Origin of the sequence: Sulfitobacter sp. M85 (assembly GCF_029285915.1) — a bacterium.
Lineage (GTDB): Bacteria > Pseudomonadota > Alphaproteobacteria > Rhodobacterales > Rhodobacteraceae > Sulfitobacter > Sulfitobacter faviae.
The window spans coordinates 341,677-360,589 of sequence record NZ_JABECQ010000003.1; the positions used below are offsets into that span (position 1 = coordinate 341,677).

The 18,913-nt window shown below is 64.7% G+C and carries 12 protein-coding genes; 6 read left to right on the forward strand and 6 right to left on the reverse strand.

Going from position 1 to position 18,913, the window contains the following annotated elements:
- Nucleotides 1–87 precede the first annotated feature (87 nt).
- From HKX24_RS07880 to HKX24_RS07890, 3 genes are all read left to right on the forward strand, one after another.
- Nucleotides 88–1,218, forward strand: coding sequence for a DNA repair exonuclease (locus HKX24_RS07880; RefSeq protein WP_271691685.1), 1,131 nt, complete (start codon nt 88–90; stop codon nt 1,216–1,218).
- Nucleotides 1,215–3,815, forward strand: a complete 2,601-nt coding sequence (locus tag HKX24_RS07885) for a chromosome segregation protein SMC (RefSeq protein ID WP_271691686.1) — start codon at nt 1,215–1,217, stop codon at nt 3,813–3,815. Before HKX24_RS07880 ends, HKX24_RS07885 begins: the two co-directional genes overlap by 4 nt.
- Before the next feature lie 72 nt (nt 3,816–3,887).
- Nucleotides 3,888–4,994, forward strand: a complete 1,107-nt coding sequence (locus HKX24_RS07890; RefSeq protein ID WP_271691687.1) for an AI-2E family transporter — start codon at nt 3,888–3,890, stop codon at nt 4,992–4,994.
- A 6-nt stretch (nt 4,995–5,000) separates the two neighbouring features.
- On the opposite strand, the gene HKX24_RS07895 is transcribed toward HKX24_RS07890, so the two are convergent.
- The 3 genes from HKX24_RS07895 to HKX24_RS07905 all read right to left on the reverse strand — a co-directional run bounded on the left by HKX24_RS07895 (nt 5,001) and on the right by HKX24_RS07905 (nt 8,144).
- Nucleotides 5,001–6,401 carry a TRAP transporter large permease gene (locus HKX24_RS07895; RefSeq protein WP_271691688.1) on the reverse strand — a complete coding sequence of 467 codons (1,401 nt, stop codon included), beginning with the start codon at nt 6,399–6,401 and terminating at the stop codon, nt 5,001–5,003.
- Entirely contained in the window at nt 6,401–7,030 is a 630-nt protein-coding gene (locus HKX24_RS07900) for a TRAP transporter small permease (RefSeq protein ID WP_067260512.1), read from the reverse strand. The genes HKX24_RS07895 and HKX24_RS07900 overlap by 1 nt, the downstream gene beginning before the upstream one ends.
- A gap of 97 nt (nt 7,031–7,127) precedes the next feature.
- Nucleotides 7,128–8,144 carry a C4-dicarboxylate TRAP transporter substrate-binding protein gene (locus HKX24_RS07905; protein ID WP_271691689.1) on the reverse strand — a complete coding sequence of 339 codons (1,017 nt, stop codon included), beginning with the start codon at nt 8,142–8,144 and terminating at the stop codon, nt 7,128–7,130.
- A 349-nt stretch (nt 8,145–8,493) separates the two neighbouring features.
- On the opposite strand from HKX24_RS07905, the gene acs reads away from it, so the two are divergent.
- Both acs and HKX24_RS07915 read left to right on the forward strand, forming a co-directional pair.
- Nucleotides 8,494–10,449 (forward strand): acetate--CoA ligase, encoded by a 1,956-nt coding sequence (gene acs, locus HKX24_RS07910; protein ID WP_271691691.1) that lies wholly within the window; start codon nt 8,494–8,496, stop codon nt 10,447–10,449.
- Nucleotides 10,450–10,509: 60 nt separating this feature from the next.
- On the forward strand, nt 10,510–11,082 hold the full coding sequence (locus HKX24_RS07915; RefSeq protein WP_271691692.1) for a hypothetical protein: 573 nt from the start codon (nt 10,510–10,512) through the stop codon (nt 11,080–11,082).
- Nucleotides 11,083–11,154: 72 nt separating this feature from the next.
- Here the strand turns inward: HKX24_RS07915 and HKX24_RS07920 are convergent, their stop codons facing one another.
- Nucleotides 11,155–11,661, reverse strand: coding sequence for a DUF992 domain-containing protein (locus HKX24_RS07920; RefSeq protein WP_271691693.1), 507 nt, complete (start codon nt 11,659–11,661; stop codon nt 11,155–11,157).
- Between the two features lie 278 nt (nt 11,662–11,939).
- Between HKX24_RS07920 and HKX24_RS07925 the strand changes: the two genes are divergently transcribed.
- Nucleotides 11,940–12,458: a flavin reductase family protein gene (locus HKX24_RS07925; protein ID WP_271691694.1), complete on the forward strand. Its 519-nt coding sequence runs from the start codon at nt 11,940–11,942 to the stop codon at nt 12,456–12,458.
- Nucleotides 12,459–12,491: 33 nt separating this feature from the next.
- Here HKX24_RS07925 and HKX24_RS07930 read toward each other — a convergent pair whose 3' ends face one another.
- Together HKX24_RS07930 and HKX24_RS07935 are read right to left on the reverse strand one after the other, a co-directional pair.
- Nucleotides 12,492–16,832, reverse strand: coding sequence for a translocation/assembly module TamB domain-containing protein (locus HKX24_RS07930; RefSeq protein WP_271691696.1), 4,341 nt, complete (start codon nt 16,830–16,832; stop codon nt 12,492–12,494).
- Nucleotides 16,832–18,646, reverse strand: coding sequence for an autotransporter assembly complex family protein (locus HKX24_RS07935; RefSeq protein ID WP_271691697.1), 1,815 nt, complete (start codon nt 18,644–18,646; stop codon nt 16,832–16,834). The genes HKX24_RS07930 and HKX24_RS07935 overlap by 1 nt, the downstream gene beginning before the upstream one ends.
- Nucleotides 18,647–18,913 lie beyond the last annotated feature (267 nt).

Below are 18,913 nucleotides of genomic sequence, written 5' to 3' on the forward strand. Positions count from 1 at the left end.
CCGCCCCGGGCGGCCGCGCAGCCGATCGACCATTGCCCTCTGCCTATTGACCCCCCGCCCTTTGCCAAAGCCATTCAGGACCCCCGCATGACATTCCGCTTCATCCACGCGTCCGACCTGCATATCGGGCGCAAATTCGCGAATATTCCGCAAGCGCCTGACGGCAATATCCGGGGGCGTCTGATGGAAGCGCGGCATGGCGCCATTGCCAAACTGGCCCAGGCCGCACGAGATCACGGTGCGGCGCATGTGCTCTTGGCGGGCGATACATTCGATACCGCGACGCCCTCGGCCAGCGTGCTGCGGCAGGCGCTCACCGCCATGGGCGAGGCGGCGGAGATGACATGGTGGCTCCTGCCCGGCAATCACGACAACCTGCGCGATGCCGAACCCCTGTGGGAGGTCATCGCCCGCGATGCGCCGCCCAATCTGCGCGCCCTCACCGAAGCCGCCCCGATCGAAATGGTCGAGGGTGTCAGCCTCCTGCCCTGCCCCGTGGCCTTTCGCGCGGGCGCCAGTGATCCAAGCGCCCCGCTGGACCGCATGCACAGCCCCGAAGGCCATATGCGCATCGCCCTTGCCCATGGCGGGGTCACCGATTTCACCGACAGCGGAGAGGCCATCGCGCCGGACCGCGACCAGCGCGCGCGGCTCGACTACCTCGCCCTTGGCGACTGGCACGGTCGGATGGCCGTCTCTGACCGGGTGCACTACTGCGGCACGCCCGAGCAGGACCGGTTCAAACACGGGCGCCGTGGCGTCTGCCTTGCGGTTGAAATCGCAGGCCCCGGCGCACGACCCAAGATCGAAGAGGTCGAGACCGGCAGTTTCCTGTGGTCGGAGGCCGAGGTCACGCTGCACCCCCGGCAAGATGTCGCGGCGGCTTTGCAGGCGCTCTTGCCCGAGACAGGGCGCCGGGACCACCTCTTGCGCGTCAAGGCGGGGGGTTGGGCAAGCCTTCCCGACCGCGCGGCTCTTGCCCACGCGGCCCAAGCCTGCGCGCCCGATTTCGCCCATTTCGAATTGCTGACTGAGGGGCTGGGCACCCAGTATGAGGCCGCGGACCTTGATGAGATCGACCGCGGCGGCGCGCTGCGTATGGCGGCGGAAACCTTGGTGAGCGAGGCGCAGTCCGAGACCCTTCCTCAATCCGACCGAGACGTGGCCGCCGACGCGCTGGCCCGGCTGCATGCCTATGTGCAGGGGGCCAAAACATGAAAATCCGCGCCATCACCCTCAACAACGTCCGCCGTTTCACCGACCCCGCGCAGGTCACCGGGATCGGCGATGGGATCAACGTGCTGAGCGAGCCGAATGAGCACGGCAAATCCACCCTCTTCGACGCGATACAGGCGCTGTTTTTCAAACCCTTCGGTTCGCGCGACAAAGAGGTATCGGCCCTGCGCCCCCATGCGGGCGGCGCACCCGAGGTCACCATCGAGGTCGAGACCGAGGCGGGCCGTTTCGCCCTGCACAAACGCTGGTTTCAAAAGCCCCTCGCCACCGTGCACCGCGAGGGCAAGCTGATCGCGCAGGCGGATGAGGCCGAAGCATGGATCGCGCAGCTTTTGGGCGGCGATGCGGGCGGCCCCTCGGGGCTGATCTGGGTGCGGCAGGGGATGACCGCGCTGACCGGCGGCTCGACCAAGGAAGAGAAACTGGCGCTGGAGGCGCGGCGCGATCTGATGACCTCGGTCGGGGCCGAGGTGGAGGCGATGACCGGCGGGCGGCGCATGGACAAGGCGCTGGCGCAATGCCGCGAAGAGCTTGCCCAATACGCCACCAGCACCGGACGGCCACGCACCGGCGGGCCGTGGAAAGAGGCGCAAGATCAGGTCGAGGCGCTGACGGCCACGCGCGATCAATTGGCCGCGACCGCACGCGCGTTGCAAGACGCTTTGGCCGAACGCCAGCGCGCGCGGCGCGCCTTGGCCGAGCTTGAAGCGCCCGAGGTGGTCGCCGAACGGCGCGAGAAACTGGAGGCCGCCCGTGCCGCCCATGCCGCCGCGACCCGCCACGCGGAAGAGATGGAAGCGCTGAGCCGGGCCGTGGAACTGGCCCGTCTTAACGCCGAAAGCGCCACTTCGCGTCTCGACAGCTACCGCGCCGGAGAGGCCGAGCAAAAGGCCGCCCGCCGCGCTGAGGCCGCAGCACGCGAAGCGGCGGAGGCGGCCCGCGCCGCCCTGTCAGACCGTCGCGCCACGTTGGAGGCCGCAGAGGCCGCCGCCTCGGAAGCCCGAACGGCGCTCAAAACCGCCGAGGATGACCACCGCCACGCCCTCCGCGCCCGTGCGGCCCGCGATGGTGCTGACCGACGCCAAGCGCTCGAAGCGCGTATCAAAGAGGCCGAAGACGCCCGCCGCCGGATGGAGAGCGCCAGAGCCGTTGCCAAATCCGGCCCGGACGCCGCGGCGCTGCAGCGGTTGGAAAGACTATCCGCCGAACTCTCTGCCAGCCGCGCCGCCCGCGATGCCGCGGCCCCGCAGGTGACAGTCCGCTACGCCCCCAATCAATCGGGCGCCATCCACGGCGATGACGGCCCTTTGGCCGATGGCGCCCCCCTGCCCCTGCCGCGCCGCGCCACCCTGCGGATCGACGGGATCGGCGAATTGGAGATCGAGCCCGGCGCGGGGGGCGGTGAAGACGGCTCGGTCGACGCCGCCGCGACCCGGTTGCAAACCGCCCTTGACGAGATCGGCGCAGCTGATCTGGCGCAGGCCCGCGCCGCCGGTGCTGCGCGTGTCGAGGCCGCCGCGCGGCAGGGAGAGGCGAAAGCCGTGCTGGCCAGCCTCGCCCCCAATGGGATCGACGCGCTGCACCAAGCCCTCGCCGCCATTCCTGCGCCGGAAGAGGTCTCGGACGCACCCGATCTCGCGCAGGTCGAAGACGCATTGCAAACCGCGCAGGCCACACATGAACGCTGCCGCATCGCGCGTGAGACTACCGCCGAGGCGCTGGCCGACGCCAAGGCCGATGCCGCGGGCAAAGAGGCGCAGCTTGCCTCGCTAAGCGACCGGCTGCAGCGCGCCGAGGCACAGCAGGCCAAGCTGGGTGACGTCACCGAAAAAGACCTCGCCGCCCAAACCGTCACCACCGCCGCCGCGCTGGAGGCCGCCCGCCTCGCCCATGCAGAGAAGGCCAAGGACGCGCCGGATGCGGCCAGCCTTCAGGCCGCGCTCACCCGCGCGGAATCGGTCGAGACGCAGGCCCGAGAGGAGATCGCCCGCCTGCACCCCCTGCTCGCCCGGCTGAGCGAACGCATCACCCGCGCCTCTGGCGATGCGGTGGAGGAACGGCTGGCCGAGACCGAAGACCAATTGCAAGCCGCCGAAGCGAGCCTTGCCCGGATCGCCCATGAGGTCGCGGTGCTGACCCGGCTGCAAGAGGCTTTGCAGGATGCAAGGAACGAAGCGCGAGAGCGCTATTTCACCCCCATCGTCAAGGAACTGAAACCGCTTCTGCAACTGCTTTGGCCCGATGCGGAACTGACATGGGGCGAGGAATCGCTCCTGCCCCATGCGCTGATCCGCGAGGGCCGGGAAGAGCCGATCGAGGTGCTTTCGGGCGGCACGCAGGAACAGGTGGCCCTGCTGGTGCGACTGGCCTTCGCGCGGATGCTGGCCCGGGCGGGGCGTATCGCGCCGGTGATCTTGGACGACGCGCTGGTCTTTACCGATGACGACCGGATCGAGCGGATGTTCGACGCGCTGCACCGGCAAGCGGGGGATATGCAGATCATCGTCCTGACCTGCCGCCAACGCGCCTTTCGCGCCCTTGGCGGGCAGGCTTTGCGCCTGCAAGCGGTGGCCCCCTAGCCGCGAATGAACTTTTCCCCCCGTTCCGCGTTAGCCTCCTGACGTATGCGCAGGGCATCTGGGGGGAAGACATTGAACGATATCGCCGCGATCAGACGGCTGCTGGAAGTGCTGGTTCTGATCGCCCTCTTCGTGACGGCCTATTTCGCCAAGGACTTGCTGCTGCCGATCCTGCTGGGCTTCCTCCTCGCGCTGACGCTCAGCCCGCTGATCCGCTCTTTCGAGAAATTCGGCATTTCCGCCCCATTAGGTGCCGTGCTGCTGATTGGCTGTGTCGGGCTGATCATCTTTGTGCTGGCCGGTCTGTCGGCGGGCACCGTGGCGACTTGGTCTGACGAAATTCCCACCATGGGCAATGAGATAAGGCGCAAGCTGCAGGGCTGGGCGCAGACGGTTGAGGATGTCCGCTCGGCCACCGAACAGGTCGAACAGATCGGCACCGAGAATGGCAGCGGGAAGCCCGAAGAGGTGGTGGTCAAACAGCCCGGCTTGCTCGACAACGCTATGAATACCGGCGCGCGGATCGGGGGCACCGTGGCGGTGGCCTTGGTCTTGGCGCTGTTCCTGCTCGCCTCAGGCGATCTGTTCTACCTCAAACTCGTGCAGTCCTTTCAGACCTTCACCGGCAAGAAACGCGCGCTAAAGGCCGTCTATGACGTGGAGCGCCGCGTGTCGCGCTACCTGCTGACCATCACCATCATCAACGCAGGCCTGGGCATTTCGGTGGGGCTCTACCTCTTCGCGCTTGGACTGCCCGTGCCTTATGTCTGGGGCCTGGCGGCGTTCTTGCTGAACTTCCTGCCCTATATCGGCGGGGTGATCGGTGCGGTGCTGGTGGGGGCCTATGCCATCGCGACCTTCGACAGTGTCGGCTATGCCATCCTCGCCCCGATTGGCTATCAGATCCTCACCGGGATCGAGGGGCAGTTCATTACCCCCTACCTCGTCGGGCGGCGGTTGGAGTTGAACACCGTCGCGGTGTTCCTCACCGTGGTCTTCTGGGGCTGGCTCTGGGGGATTGCGGGCGCGCTGGTGGCGGTGCCCTTCCTCGTGGTTTTCAAGGTGATCTGCGAGAACGTGACGGCGCTCAACATGATCGGGCATTTTCTGGACAAATCCGCCCCCGATGTGGCGGCAACCGCGGCGGATGAACCCGCCGCGGAAAAGCCCGGTGGCTAAGGCCGCTTACCCCGCGAGGGACGGCAGCCAGAGCACGATCTGCGGGAACGCGACCAAGAGGCCGATGGTGACCGCGTCGGCGACGAAGAAGGGCATCACGCCGCGGAACACATCCTGCACGCTGAGGTCGGGGCGCACGCCCGCGACGACAAAGCAGTTCAGGCCGATGGGCGGGGTGATCAGACAGAACTCCGCCATCTTCACCACCAGAATCCCGAACCAAATCGCGCACATCGGACCCGACATGCCAAAGGCACTGTCGGCGGCCGAGACCATCTCGCCCCCGTTAAGCGCCATGACCGCCGGATAGACCACCGGCAACGTCAGCAGCAGCATCCCGATGGCGTCCATGAACATCCCCAGCACCGCATAGGCCAAGAGGATGCAGATCAGGATCAGCATCGGCGAGGTTTCGAGCGAGGAAATCCAATCGGCGAAAGCGCCCGGCAGATCGGCGAAGCCAAGGAAGCGCACATAGATCAGCACGCCCCAGATGATGGTGAAGATCATCACCGTCAACTTCGCGGTCTCTAGCAGCGCGTCCTTCAACTCGGCCAGCCGCATGCCACGGAAGACGGCCATGCAGAAGACGATAAAGGCGCCCACGGCCCCGCCCTCGGTCGGGGTGCCCCAAGCGTCGCCGAAGGGGTTGTAGACGAAAAAGATGATGATCACGACCACGGCAACAATCGGCATCGCGGCGGGAAGCGAGGCAAAGCGTTCGCCCCATGTAAAGCCGCGCACCGGCGGGCCGACGCTTTTCCAGATCATCGCGATGCCGATGATCAACACCGCATAGACCACCGCCGAGAAGGCACCCGGGATAAAGCCCGCGAGCAGCAACTTGCCCACGTCCTGCTCAACGATGATCGCGTAGATCACGAGGATCGCCGAAGGCGGAATCAATGAGGCCAGCGTGCCACCAGCGGCCACAACACCGGCCGCGAATTGCTTGTTATAGCCGATCTTGAGCATCTCGGGGATGGCGATGCGGGCGAAAACCGCCGCCGTGGCGACCGATGCGCCCGACACCGCCGCAAAGCCCGCCGTGGCGAAAACGGTCGAGACCGCCAGACCGCCCGGCACCCAAGCGAACCAACGTTTCGCCGCCTCAAAGATCGCCTTGGTCAGGCCCGCATAATAGGCCAAAAAGCCGATCAGGATGAAGGTCGGGATCAGCGAGAGTGTCTGGCTCGATACCTTAGAGTGCGGCACTTGGCCCGCGGTCTTGATCGCCACGGTCAGCGCCCAGCCAAGCTGGTCCCACTCCATGCCCTTCTTGGCCCAGAAAATCCAGATCAGGCCGACAAGCCCAGCCATGGCCGCGGCAAAGGCGACCCGCATGCCAAGCACCACCATGACGAGCATACCGCCCGAGACCCAAAGGCCGATTTCAATAGGATCCATCAGTCACGTCCATCCAGTTGTTCGGCCTCGGCCATTGCTTGTTCCGCCGCCGATTGCACCAGCGGCACGGCCACGGGGCGTTCCAGCCCCAGCACCAAGGCCCGGCCATAGCCCCAAATTTGCAGGCAAAGCCGCAGAGAGATCACGACGAAAGCCAGCGGCACCACCAGTTTGCTGGGCCAGATCGGCAGGCCGATGTCGATCGAACTGTCGCGGCTCCACATCGGGGCGTTCATGTCAAAGCTGCGGTCGAAATGCGCCCAAGCGCCCCATGTCAGCGCCAGCATCAGCAAAAGGATCAGCACCACCGACAGCAGTTCCGCCGCCCAAAGCGCGCGGCCCTTCAGCTGGCCGATCAGGATGTCCATGCGCACATGGCCGCCCATCCGTTGGGTATAGGCGATGCCCATGATGGCGATGAAAGGCATCGCCGCTTCGATCCAGTCGACATAGCCCGCCAGCGGCGTGGAAAAGAACTTGCGCCCCCCCACGGACCAGACGGCCAGTATCATCAGTGAGAAAACGGCAAGCCCCGAGATCAGGGCAAAGAAGGTTTCCAGCTTCAGCAGGCCCCGGTCGAGGCGGCTGAGGAGGCTGCTGTCCTCCAGCACGGCGGATGATCCGGCCATCGGCTCTCCTTTTCAGAAAGTCTGTTTGTTGCGTTTTGGAAGTCGAAAGGGCCGCGCGGTCAATCCGCACGGCCCTCACAGTCATGCCCGGCTGGGCTTAGTTCGAGGCGCGCTCTTTTTCCAGCGTCTCCATCACGAGGTCATAGAGTTCCTGACCCGGGATGCCCTGCGCTTCCATGTTCTCGATCCATGCTTCGCGCGCGGGATCGGCGGCTTTCTCTTTGAACTCGGCGATAACTTCGGGGGAATACTCAACCTTCTCCACGCCTTTTTCTTCGAGAACGGAATCCCATTTCTCCAGCAGTTCCGCATAGTTGGCGAGGTAGTGATCCAGCGCCTCATCGACCGAGCTGTCGAGCGCTTCACGCTCTTCGTCGCTCAGCATCTCATAGGCGTCGATGTTCACCACGACGGGGCAGTTCACGGTGCCGGGGTTGAGGTTCGCGGTCCACCAGTCGGCCTTGTTGATGGTGCCAAAGGACAGATGCGCGTGCTGGGCGAAGGCCACGGTGTCAACGACACCCGATTCCATCGCGTTATAGGCTTCGGTCGCGGTCACGGATGTGGGCACGGCGCCGACAGCTTCAAAGGCTTTGCCCAGACCGCCGGTGGCACGCACGCGCATGCCGTCGAAATCTTCCAGCGTGGTGCGCGGATCGCCGGTGCCGACAAGGTTGTACTGCGGCATGGGCGAGGTCATCAGCATTTTCGCGTTCCACTGCGCCATCTCCTTGGCGACGGCGGGGTGGTCATAGACCGCTTTGGAAACCGCGACTTCCTCTTCAAGGTTGCTCACCCCCAGAAACGGCAGTTCCAGCACGGTGATCGCGCGGTTCTTATCGGCGTGGTAGCCGGCGCAGAACTGGGCCATCTCGAAAGCGCCGATGGAGATACCATCGAGGTTTTCGCGGTTCTTGGACAGGCCGCCGTAGCTGACGTTGATGGTGAATTCACCGTCGGTCTTCTCAGAGACCAGTTCGGCAATCTTTTCCACATGTTCGGTGAAGGCGCGGCGCTTGCCCCAGACCGAGGCGTTCCATTCGGTCGCGGCTGCTTCGCTTACAAACGCGACACTCAGCGCACAGGCGGCGGCACCGCTTAGCAGATTTTTCATGATGGCTCTCTCCCATAGTTGCCGCCCTTGGGTGGGCGGATTGGCGCACAGGCTACCCCGCGGGGGCTGGCCTGCCAACCCCGTCATGCCGCGCAAATACGACAGCGGCAAGACAGTTGCGCCAAGTTTGACTGGCAAGGCTTTGAAAAATCGTACCAATCACCGGGGGCAAGCGGAAAATTTACAGAATTCGCCCCCTTCGGGAAAAACCTTTACAGGCAAGCCCTTGTAATCCAGTTGCTTATTCCCTTCTTTTCACGGGCCGCTATGATCCGGCTGAGGAGGACGCCACGGAAGCCGGCTGTGACCCGCGCCCCGTGGCGATGCGAACATCAAGGGAGGAACCACCATGTCCGACGCCACCGCCAAGACCTATCCGCCATCCGCCGACATGGCCGCCCGGGCCCATGTGGACGCGCAGACCTATGACAAGATGTACCAAGCATCGGTCACCGACACCGATGGGTTCTGGCGCGAACAGGCGCAGCGGATCGACTGGATCAAACCCTTCACCCAAGTGCGCGACGTGAACTTCGATCTTGGGTCGGTCAGCATCAATTGGTTCGCGGATGGCGAGCTGAACGTCAGCGCCAATTGCATCGACCGCCACCTTGAGGCGCGCGGCGATCAGACCGCGATCATCTGGGAGCCGGACAGCCCCGAGGATGAGGCCAAGCACATCAGCTACCGCGAACTTCACAGCGCCACCTGCCGCATGGCCAATGTGCTGCGTGATCTCGGCGTGGGCAAAGGCGACCGCGTGATCATCTATATGCCGATGATCCCCGAAGCCGCCTATGCCATGCTGGCCTGCGCGCGGATCGGGGCGATTCACTCGATCGTTTTCGCAGGCTTCTCCCCCGATGCTTTGGCCGCGCGGGTGAACGGCTGCGAGGCGAAGGTGGTGATCACCGCGGATGAAGCGCCGCGCGGCGGCAAGGCCACGCCGCTCAAGGCCAATGCCGACAAGGCGTTGGCGCAATGCGATGCGTCCGTGCAATGCCTCGTGGTGCGCCGCACGGGCGGTGACGTGGCATGGGATGATGCCCGCGACCGTGATTACAACGCACTGATCAAGGATGCCGCCGAGACCTGCGAAGCGGAGGCGATGGGCGCCGAAGACCCGCTTTTCATCCTTTACACCTCAGGCTCCACCGGTCAGCCCAAGGGCGTGGTCCATACCACCGGCGGCTATATCACCTATGCGGCGCTGACCCATGAGGTGACGTTCGATTACCACGACGGTGACATCTACTGGTGCACGGCGGATGTGGGCTGGGTCACCGGGCACAGCTATATCGTCTACGGCCCGCTCGCCAATGGTGCCACCACGCTGATGTTCGAAGGCGTGCCCACCTACCCCGATGCCAGCCGTTTCTGGCAGGTCTGCGAAAAGCACAAAGTCACGCAGTTCTACACCGCCCCCACCGCGATCCGCGCGCTGATGGGGCAAGGCAATGACTATGTGACCAAAAGCGATCTGTCCTCGCTGCGCATTCTTGGCACCGTGGGCGAGCCGATCAACCCCGAGGCGTGGAACTGGTATCATGAGGTCGTCGGCCAGAACCGCTGCCCCATTGTCGACACGTGGTGGCAGACCGAGACCGGCGGCCATCTGATGACCCCCCTGCCCGGCGCGCATGACATGAAACCGGGGGCCGCGATGAAACCCTTCTTCGGCGTCAAACCGGTGGTGCTGGACCCAACATCGGGTCAAGAGATCGAGGGCAACCCCGCTGAGGGCGTGCTCTGCATCGCCGACAGCTGGCCGGGGCAGATGCGCACGGTCTGGGGAGATCACGAAAGGTTCGAAAAGACCTATTTCGCCGATTACCCGGGCTATTACTTCACCGGCGACGGCTGCAAACGCGATGCCGATGGCGACTACTGGATCACGGGCCGCGTTGACGATGTGATCAACGTCTCGGGCCACCGCATGGGCACCGCCGAAGTGGAAAGCGCCCTCGTCGCCCATGACAAAGTGGCCGAAGCCGCCGTGGTCGGCTACCCGCATGACGTCAAAGGCCAAGGCATCTATTGCTATGTCACCTTGATGAGCGGTGAGGCGCCTTCCGAAGAGTTGCGGGCCGAGTTGCGCAATTGGGTTCGGCAAGAGATCGGCCCCATCGCCTCGCCCGATCTGATCCAATGGGCACCGGGCCTGCCAAAAACACGTTCGGGCAAGATCATGCGCCGCATCCTGCGCAAGATCGCCGAGGATGATTACGGCGCGTTGGGCGACACCTCGACGCTGGCGGACCCCGGCGTGGTGGACGATCTGATCGGCAACCGCATGAACCGCTGACACGCTGCGCGGCGCGGGCGGCTACCTGCCCCCGCGCCGCGTTGCATGAGAAAGAGAGACATGGACCAAACAGCCCCCCAAGTGCCGCCGCCCGCCTCCGCTGCGGAATGTGACGCCGCCCTCCCGGATATCCTCGCCGCGCCCAAGGATGGCGCCGTGATCGAAGAACTTTGCTTTCGCCCCGATTACGGGGAGCGGGATTTCCGTGATGAACTGGATCTGACCGTGGCCCAAGGCATCCTTGGCGAACGTTGGACCGAGAAACCTTGGCTAACCCTGCCCGACGGCAGCCCCGATCCGCGGATACAGGTCTCCATCCTGCCCAAACGCGTGATGGACCTCTGCTGGCGCGACCGGGCAAACACGCCGCACCCCGGCGATACGATGATCGTGGACATGGACCTTGGCCATGAGAACCTGCCCGTCGGCACGCGCCTTCAAGCCGGGTCTGCAGTGCTGGAGGTGAGCGACAAGTTCAACACCGGCTGCATCAAATGGCGCGATCGCTATGGCCAAGACAGCCTGCGGTGGATCAACCGAAAGGAAAACCGCCCGCATCGATTGCGCGGCGTTCTGTGCAAAATCGTGCAGGACGGCACCGTTCGCCGTGGGGACCGGCTGACCAAGCTCTGACGCCTCTCACATAGAAATGGGCCGCCCCCAAGGGACGGCCCAGATCATCATTTCAAACGTTTTCGCGCGGGTTTAGCCTTCGACGCGCTGAAGGTTGATCTCACCCACGCCCACGGCAAAGTTCACGCCGCTCTGGGTATTCACGCTCAGCGGCTGAAGCGCCAATGTGTTCTCGGAACCACCCGTCATCAGGTTGGCCCCCGCGCCGACACCGACGGTCGCCTCGGCGGAAACGCCTTTGTAGCTACCGTTCAGCCCGCCTTCGGAATATTCCTGCTCGGTCGGGGCCAGCACCAGCCATGACATCTGGCCGTTCTCGGTTTTGCCGATATCGACGCCCCAGCGGTTGATCTCGCCCACATAGGTCTCATCTTCGAGACCTTCTTGGATGGGGTTGAAGGTGCAGGTCAGCTCACGGGCGGAGCCGAAAACGAAGCCAGTGCCCTCGCCCACATCGCAAGACAGGGAGCCGATCTCGACGTGGTCGACGGTCTCATTGTCATCGGCCATCGCGGTGGAGCCGAAGGCGGTGGCGCTCAGAAGGGCCGCGCCGAGGGTGAGTTTGCTTGCATGCATCATCTTTGTCACTTTCCGGCGCGACGAGACGCGCCTTTTCTGCTGTGAACGGCATTCGGGTGCCTTGGACAGACGGCGCAGACCTCCTGCGCCGCCCCTTTCAGACAGCCAGCATCGACACCGGTTGGGGCCGATGATGCCTCTCATCGCTGGCCCAACGCCGGGCCTTGGCAGCGGTTCCTCGGCCCAACCGCGGGCGCGAAAATCCGCGCACGGGGGCCGATGCGCAACGCCCCGGCACCGCTGGACAAATCAGCCGCCACATGGCACCGCTTGTCGCTATGAGTGATGATCTGATCCCCTTCTCGCCCGACAGCGGCGATGCCCCGGCGCTGCGCCGTGCCTTCGGGCGTTTCGGCACCGGCGTGACCGTGGTGACCGTGAAAACTGCCCAAGGCCCCTTGGGGATGACTGCGAATTCCTTTGCCTCGGTCTCGCTCGACCCGCCTTTGGTGCTGTGGTCGCCTGCGATCTCTTCCAAACGGCACGACAGTTTCACCTCGGCGGCGTCCTTTTGCATTCACGTTTTGGGCGCGGATCAAGAGGGTTTGGCCCAGCGTTTCGCAAGCCAAGGCCATGATTTCTCTGGTTTCGATTGGACGGAGGACGCCGCCGGTGTGCCCACTTTCGCAGGCTGCCTCGCCCGGTTTCACTGCGCGACCTATGCCGTGCATCCGGCGGGCGATCATTCGCTGATCTTGGGCCATGTGCAACAGGTCGCTTTGCGCGAGGATGGGGCGGCGGGCTTGATGTTCGACCAAGGCCGTTACGGCCACTTCACCCCCCGCGACGACAGATAAGAAAAAGGGCGCCCCGTAAGGCGCCCCTTTCAATTAATAGTCCCGCTCGAAGAAGATGCCGATGCTGCTGTCGCCGTCCGAGCCAAGTGTGCCCTTGGCCGTCAGGCTTTCGGTGATATCGAGGTTGAGCGACACCTCCCCCGTGCCATCCGAAGCCGCCGTCACATCGGTATAGATGTTGTCGGTCAGGTATTTCCCCAGCCGCAGCGCAGTCTCGCCATCCTCCGTGGTGGTCACATCCAGATCGTCGAGGCCGAAGCCCTCACGCAGGTTGCCGATCACCCCGTCGCCGCCGCGGCCTGCGAGGGTCGCCACTGCACTGGCCAATTGCAGCGCCTGAAAGGCCGAGATTTCCGAGATGTTGCGCCCAAAGAGCAGCTGCGACAGCACCTCGTCCTGCGGCGCGGCGGGGGTGGATTCGAAAGTGACCTCAGGCTCATTCGCCGGGCCGCTCACGATGACACGCACCTCCCCCGCTTCGGTATCGGTCGAGGTGACGAACCGGATATAGGGGATGAAATCGCCCTGAAACTGGATCGACCCTTCGTCGAGCAAGAAGCGTTTGCCCAAGATATCGAGCCGCCCGCGGATCAACTCGAACCGCCCGGCCGAGATGATGCGGTTGGTGGTGCCGCTGAGGTTCAGCGCGCCGCCCAGTTCCGCATCCAGCCCGCGGCCCCGGACGTAAATCCGGTTCGGCGCGTTGAGTTGCAGGTCCAGTCCGAAACCGGGGCCGGAGGCATCCTCAGTAGGGTCATCCCCGGCATCCGCGCCCTCCAAACCGGCCTTGCGGCGGGTCGCCAGCACATCGGCAGGCGCGTTGACTTGGGTGATCTGCGGGATGTCCCCGATCGAGGTCAGCCCCGTCGCGGGCACCTGAATATTCGTCTCGCCCGCGTTGATCACCCCGGTAATCTGCGCCCCCCCGCTCAACGGCCCGGCAAGCCGCAAATCACCGTTCAACGTGGTGCTATAAAGGCTCGGGTCCGCATAGACGAGGTTGCGCAGGGTGACGCTGATATCCGCAGGCAGCGCCGGTGTCAGGGTGATCGCCCCCGCCACGCGCAGCTCTCCGCCATCGACGGCCTGACCGGTCACATTGAGCTGCGCCCGATTGCCCCCAAGCTGAACATCCGCGTCGATCCCCCGCAGCGCCACCCGCAGGTTCGGCGCGGTGAAGGTCGCGCCGCTGGTGGTGATGCGCCCGCTGACCGACGACAGCGCCGCCGGTCCGTTGATCTGCAAATCGAACCGCGCTTGGCCTTGCAAATTGCGCGGGGCGAGGAAGGGACGCGACAACCCCAGCGGCGCATTGCCCGCGATATCGAGGTTCAGCGTCCCATCGGGGTTCACCAGCCCTGCCACAGTCGCCTGCGTGCCTGCGGGGCCATTGGCACTGGTGTCGATGCGCCAGGCCTCCCCCTCGCGCCGGGCCGAGCCTGCGACGCTGAGCGGGCCGTTCACTTGCTCCACCAAGGCGCCGATGTCGGGCATGTTCAACTGGAAATCGACAGCCGCATTGGGGCCGGTGACCAAACCTTCGACCGTCGCCCGCGCGCCGTAGGGGCCGCTGGCGCTGGCATCGAGGACCACGCCGTTTTCGGTCTGACGCGCCACGCCGTTGGCCGCGAAAGAGCCTGAGACGCTGGGCACCAGCGGGTTCACGTTGGGCACCGAGACGTCGAACCGCAGAGAGACCTCTCCGGTCACCAGCCCTTCGACCATGGCGCTGCTGCCATAGGGACCATCGGCGCTGACATCCACGGCGATTCCGTCATCGGTCTGACGGATGTCGCCCGTGGCCGAAAGCGGGCCGTTCACACCGGGTGCGAGGGGGCTGACGTCGGGCACTGAGAGGTCAAAGCTGAGCGCCATATTCGGGCCGGTGGCCAGCCCCTCAACCACGGCGCTGCTGCCATAGGGGCCACTCGCGGCGACATCCACGGCAATGCCGCTCTCCTGCTGCCGCACCGTGCCTTGCGCCGCCAGCGGCCCGTTCACCCCGGGGGCCAGCGGGCTGACATCCGGCAAGGTCAGGTCAAAGCGCAGCGCCATGTCAGGCCCCGTCGCCAAGCCTTCGACCGCGACGCGGCTGTCGTAGGGGCCGTTTGCAATGGTATCGACGACAACCCCCTGTTCGGTCTGCTCCAGCGTGCCGCTGGCCGCGACCCCGCCGTTGATCTGCGGGACGAGGGATTGGATATCGGGCAGCGACAGGTCAAAGGCCACATCGACGCGCGGCGTGACCAACCCTTCGACCGAGGCCTGCGCCTCCAACGGGCCGCTGGCTTCGGTGTCGATTTCCCACCCCTGCGGCGTCTGGCGCAATGCGCCCTTGGCGGTGACCGGGCCGGTGATATCCGCCTCGGGCAGGAAATCTTCGATCCTGGGGATATCGGCGGTGAAGTCGATCTGCGCATCCTCGCCCGTGGCCAAGCCCGAGACGGTCAGCGCCGCGTCATAGGGGCCATCGGTGACCGCGTCGACAACCCAGCCGCGCGGCTCTTGCACCGCTGTGGCCTTGACCGCGATGGGACCTTCGTATTGCGGCAGCACCAACCCAACATCGGCGAGCGTGAAGTCCAAGGCCGCGCGGCTGCCTTCGCTCCGCAGTTCTACATCGCCGGTCAGGTCCAGCGCATCGTTCTTTAACTCAAGATCGCGCAGGAAAGTCCCCGTCTCGTTGCGTTTCGCCACCATGCTAAGGCTGGTCCGCCCCGCGAGAACCGCATCGGCCTGTTCGATCCCGATCTCAAGGTCATCGGTCCCCCCAGCAAACGCCAGATCGAACATGCCGCCCAAAGGTGTGACCGTGCCGTTCAGCGCCAGCGCCGTGGCCCCCGCGATATCGCGGCCCGCCAGCGCGGAAAAGCGGCTGATATCTTGGGCTTCGAGCGTCATCTTCAACTGGGTGAGCAGCCCAGTGTCGACCCCGTCGATCGCGGCTTCGCCGGTGAGGCCATAGTCTTCGCCCGATAGGGTCAGCCCGTTGATCTCAATCGGTTCACCTTCGACAAAGCGGATCTCGGCGCTGCCGGTGATCGCATCGCCGATGGCCTCGGCACTTGCCGGATCGGTCAGCGTCAGCCCCTCGGTTGCAAAGGTCACATCGCCGAGGAATTGCCCCAGACTGCCAAGGTTGCCTTCGAGAATACCGTCGAGCGCCAGTTGGGTCTGCGCGATTTGCAGCGCGCCCGTGTCCAGCCCGGTGATGTCGAATGCGCTGTCGAAACGGTCGCCATCGGCGGCATCGTAATCCACCCGCAGGGTCACGGCTTCGACCCGTGTGCCCTCACCCGAGATCGGCAGAAGGGTCGAGGTGCCATCGGGGTTTGCGATCCGGCCTGAGATGTCGATCAGCGTCGGCCATTTCTCTTGGTTCAACGTGACCTGCCCCTGCAGATCGACGGAATTCGCGGCAAGGGCAAAGCTGCTGACCTCTACCGCACCGTTGCTTTCCAGCAGCGCATCCAGCGCAAGCCGCACGTCCTCGCCGAAGAAGTCGCGGTAGCGCGGGGCGAGCAGCGCAGTGATGTCGCCGCCGATATCGGCTTGAATGCGGCGGTCCGGTGTATCGCTGGCGCGGCGTGGGGCCTGCGTGCCAAGGGTCACCTGCCCCGCCAAACGCTCTTGCCCATCGGTGGCGATGGTCACATCGGTCGCGAAATCATCCAGCGGCCCTGCGCCTTCGACGGTCATCTGCACCGAAGGCTGCCCCGGCAGGTTCAGCAGTTTCGACGCGATGCCTTCGGGGTCTTCGGTCAGGTTCAACAACAGGTCCAGCACATTTTCGGTGCGGTCAAAATCGGCCTGAATGTCGAACTCGCCCCGTTTGCCATCAGTGCGGCGGGCCTGAAAATCGACGATGCCGACCGTATCGGTCAGCCGTGCATTGGCGCTTACCGAAAGCTGCGCCGCCTCGCCCAAGATCGGCTCGCCCAAATTGATCTCATCCACCGAGAAATCCGCAATTTCGATGGAGACAGGCAGATCGGGCAAGGAAAAGGGTTTGGCCTCGGCATCGGGCAGATCGACTTCATTGCTGGCCGGCAGACGCTCGACATCGAGCCGCCCGGCGGTGAGTTGCTCGACCTCAAGCCGTCCGCGCAGCAGGGCCGAACGGTTCCAATCCAGCACCACATCGTCAAGCGTCAGCCAGATGCCATCGTCATCCGCAATCGTCATCCGGTCAAAGGAGGCCTCCGAACTCAGCGCCCCTGCGAATCCGTCGATGCTGACGGTGCGGCCCGCGCCGCTCAGCGCGTCTTGAATGGTCCGGGTGAGAAAGCCCTTGTCGTCATCCTGTGCGGCAGCCGCTGTGAGGCATGCCAGATAGACAAGGCTGGCGGTGAGGATCTGCAAAAACTGTCGCATTAAAACGCCTGTCCAATCCCGATATAGACTTGGAAATCTTCATCCACTTCTGGCCCCGATGTGGGCACGGCCACGTCCAGCCGGATCGGCCCGATGCCCGTAGCATAGCGCAGCCCCAGACCTGCGCCGGAGTGCCAAGTGCCTGATCCGTCGTAGAATTCCTCCGACCCGATATAGCCCGCATCGGCAAAGCCCACGACGCCGATCTTTTCGGTCAGGGCCACGCGCGCCTCTGCCGAGAGCCCGACAAAGCTGCGCCCGCCCACGGTGTCGCCGCTCGGCAGCTCAACCCCAAGCGTTTGATAGGGTTGTCCGCGGACGCTGCCGCCCCCGCCGGAGTAAAAGAGGTAATCCGCCGGGGCTTCCGACAGGTCCGGCCCCGCGACCGAACCAAGCTGCCCCCGGAAGGCCAGTGTCACGGGGCGTTCGGACCCGAAGCTGCGGTAGTAGCGTGCATCCAGATAGGTCCGCAGCCCGCTTTCTGAGCCCGAGAGCGCCACAAAAGGCGTGATGCTGGCGTCGATGTAATAGCCATCGGTCGCGTCCAACTCATTGTCGCGGTAGTCGAACTCCGCCCCCAGCGGCAGGGTCAGCAGGGTATATTGGTTGGTGCCGAAGGCATCCTCGGTCTCAGCCACGCGCAGGCCGAGACCCGCGGAATAGGTGCGGTTCTGGTTGGCAATCCGCTCGATCCCCGCCTCCAGATCCAACTGGCGGGAGAAGTAATTCACCTCATCAAGCTGTTCCAACGTGGCCAGCGCGTAGAAATCGGTATCTTCGTTAAAGGTCGCCGGACGTTCGAACCGGGCAGAGAGCGTATAGTCCTCCCCCCCCGAATTGCCGCCGATGCCTTCGATCTCAGCCGAGAGGCGCAGACGTTCGGCCCCGCCCAACAGATTGCGGTGCAGCCAGAAAGTGCTCAGCGTCAGCCCTTCTAGCGAGGACAGTTCCGCACCGAAGCCAAAGCGCCGCTTGGGCGCTTCGGTCACCTGCGCGGTGATGGGCAGCGTGTCGTTGGGGCCAATGCGATCCGCTTCGATGAGCGCCACAGCGTCGAACGCGCCGGTGCGGCGCAGCCGTTCAGTAGCCAGCTCCAACTCTTCGGGCGAGAAGACCTCCCCCTGTGGCAGCCCTGCGATTTCGATCAGCCGCGCGGTGCGCACGTCTTCGTTGCCGGTCACAGTCAGCGCGCCAAAGCGCAGCTTTGGCCCCGGGGCCAGCCGCAGGGCAGCGTCGATCTGGCGTTCGCGGTGTTTGGCCACAAGATCTTGATCTGCCAATGCCGCTTTCGCGTGGCCCACGTCACGCCAACCGCTGACCCCGGCCGAGACGGTTTCCTTCAGCACGCCAAGGCTCGCGGTCTCCCCCGCGGCAAATCCGTCCGGCAACTCGGTGCCCGGGGCTATGGGCGCGATGCGGGTCGCGCCAAAGCGGAACTTCGGCCCCGGGTCTACCGTGATCACGGCCCGGTCGATGCGGCGCGGCGGTTGCACAGGAGGAATCGCGGCGGCATCGACGCCATCCAAGGTGATCTTGAGCGTCGGCCCGAAATACCCGTTGTCGTAAAGCAGCGCCAAAAGCCGCCCGTAATCGGCCTGCGCCGCGGCGACCAATTCCTGCGGCGTGGCAGGCTCGGCATCCTCATCGGTCTGCTCGGCCAACAAGGACCCATCGCGCAGGGTGGCATAGAGGTCCGAATCCGCTGCGATGCCAGTGATGGCCAGTTCCGCCGCCTGTGCCGCAGCCCCCCCGCCAAGAAGTAGTCCAAGAGCGAGACAAAGCGCCGCCCCTTGAGTCTGCCCTTGTTGCGCCACGCGCTACCCTCCTTGCGTTCGTCACCCCGGTTTTCGCGCCGGTTCTCCTTTGCCCGCCCAAACGGGCCTTATTCTTAGCAACCGTTAAACGGCATTGCCGCCTTGGCTGCAAACACTCTGCCGGTGGAATCGCGCGATGAGAACGGTCTGCCCCGCCCCGCGCAGGTGTCACGCGCGGAATCGGCAAGATACCGCGTAGCAAGACTGTAGGCTGACCACGCCCCGAGACGAGGGTAAAAAGGATTTTTCTTTCAGGGGGTCCGACCA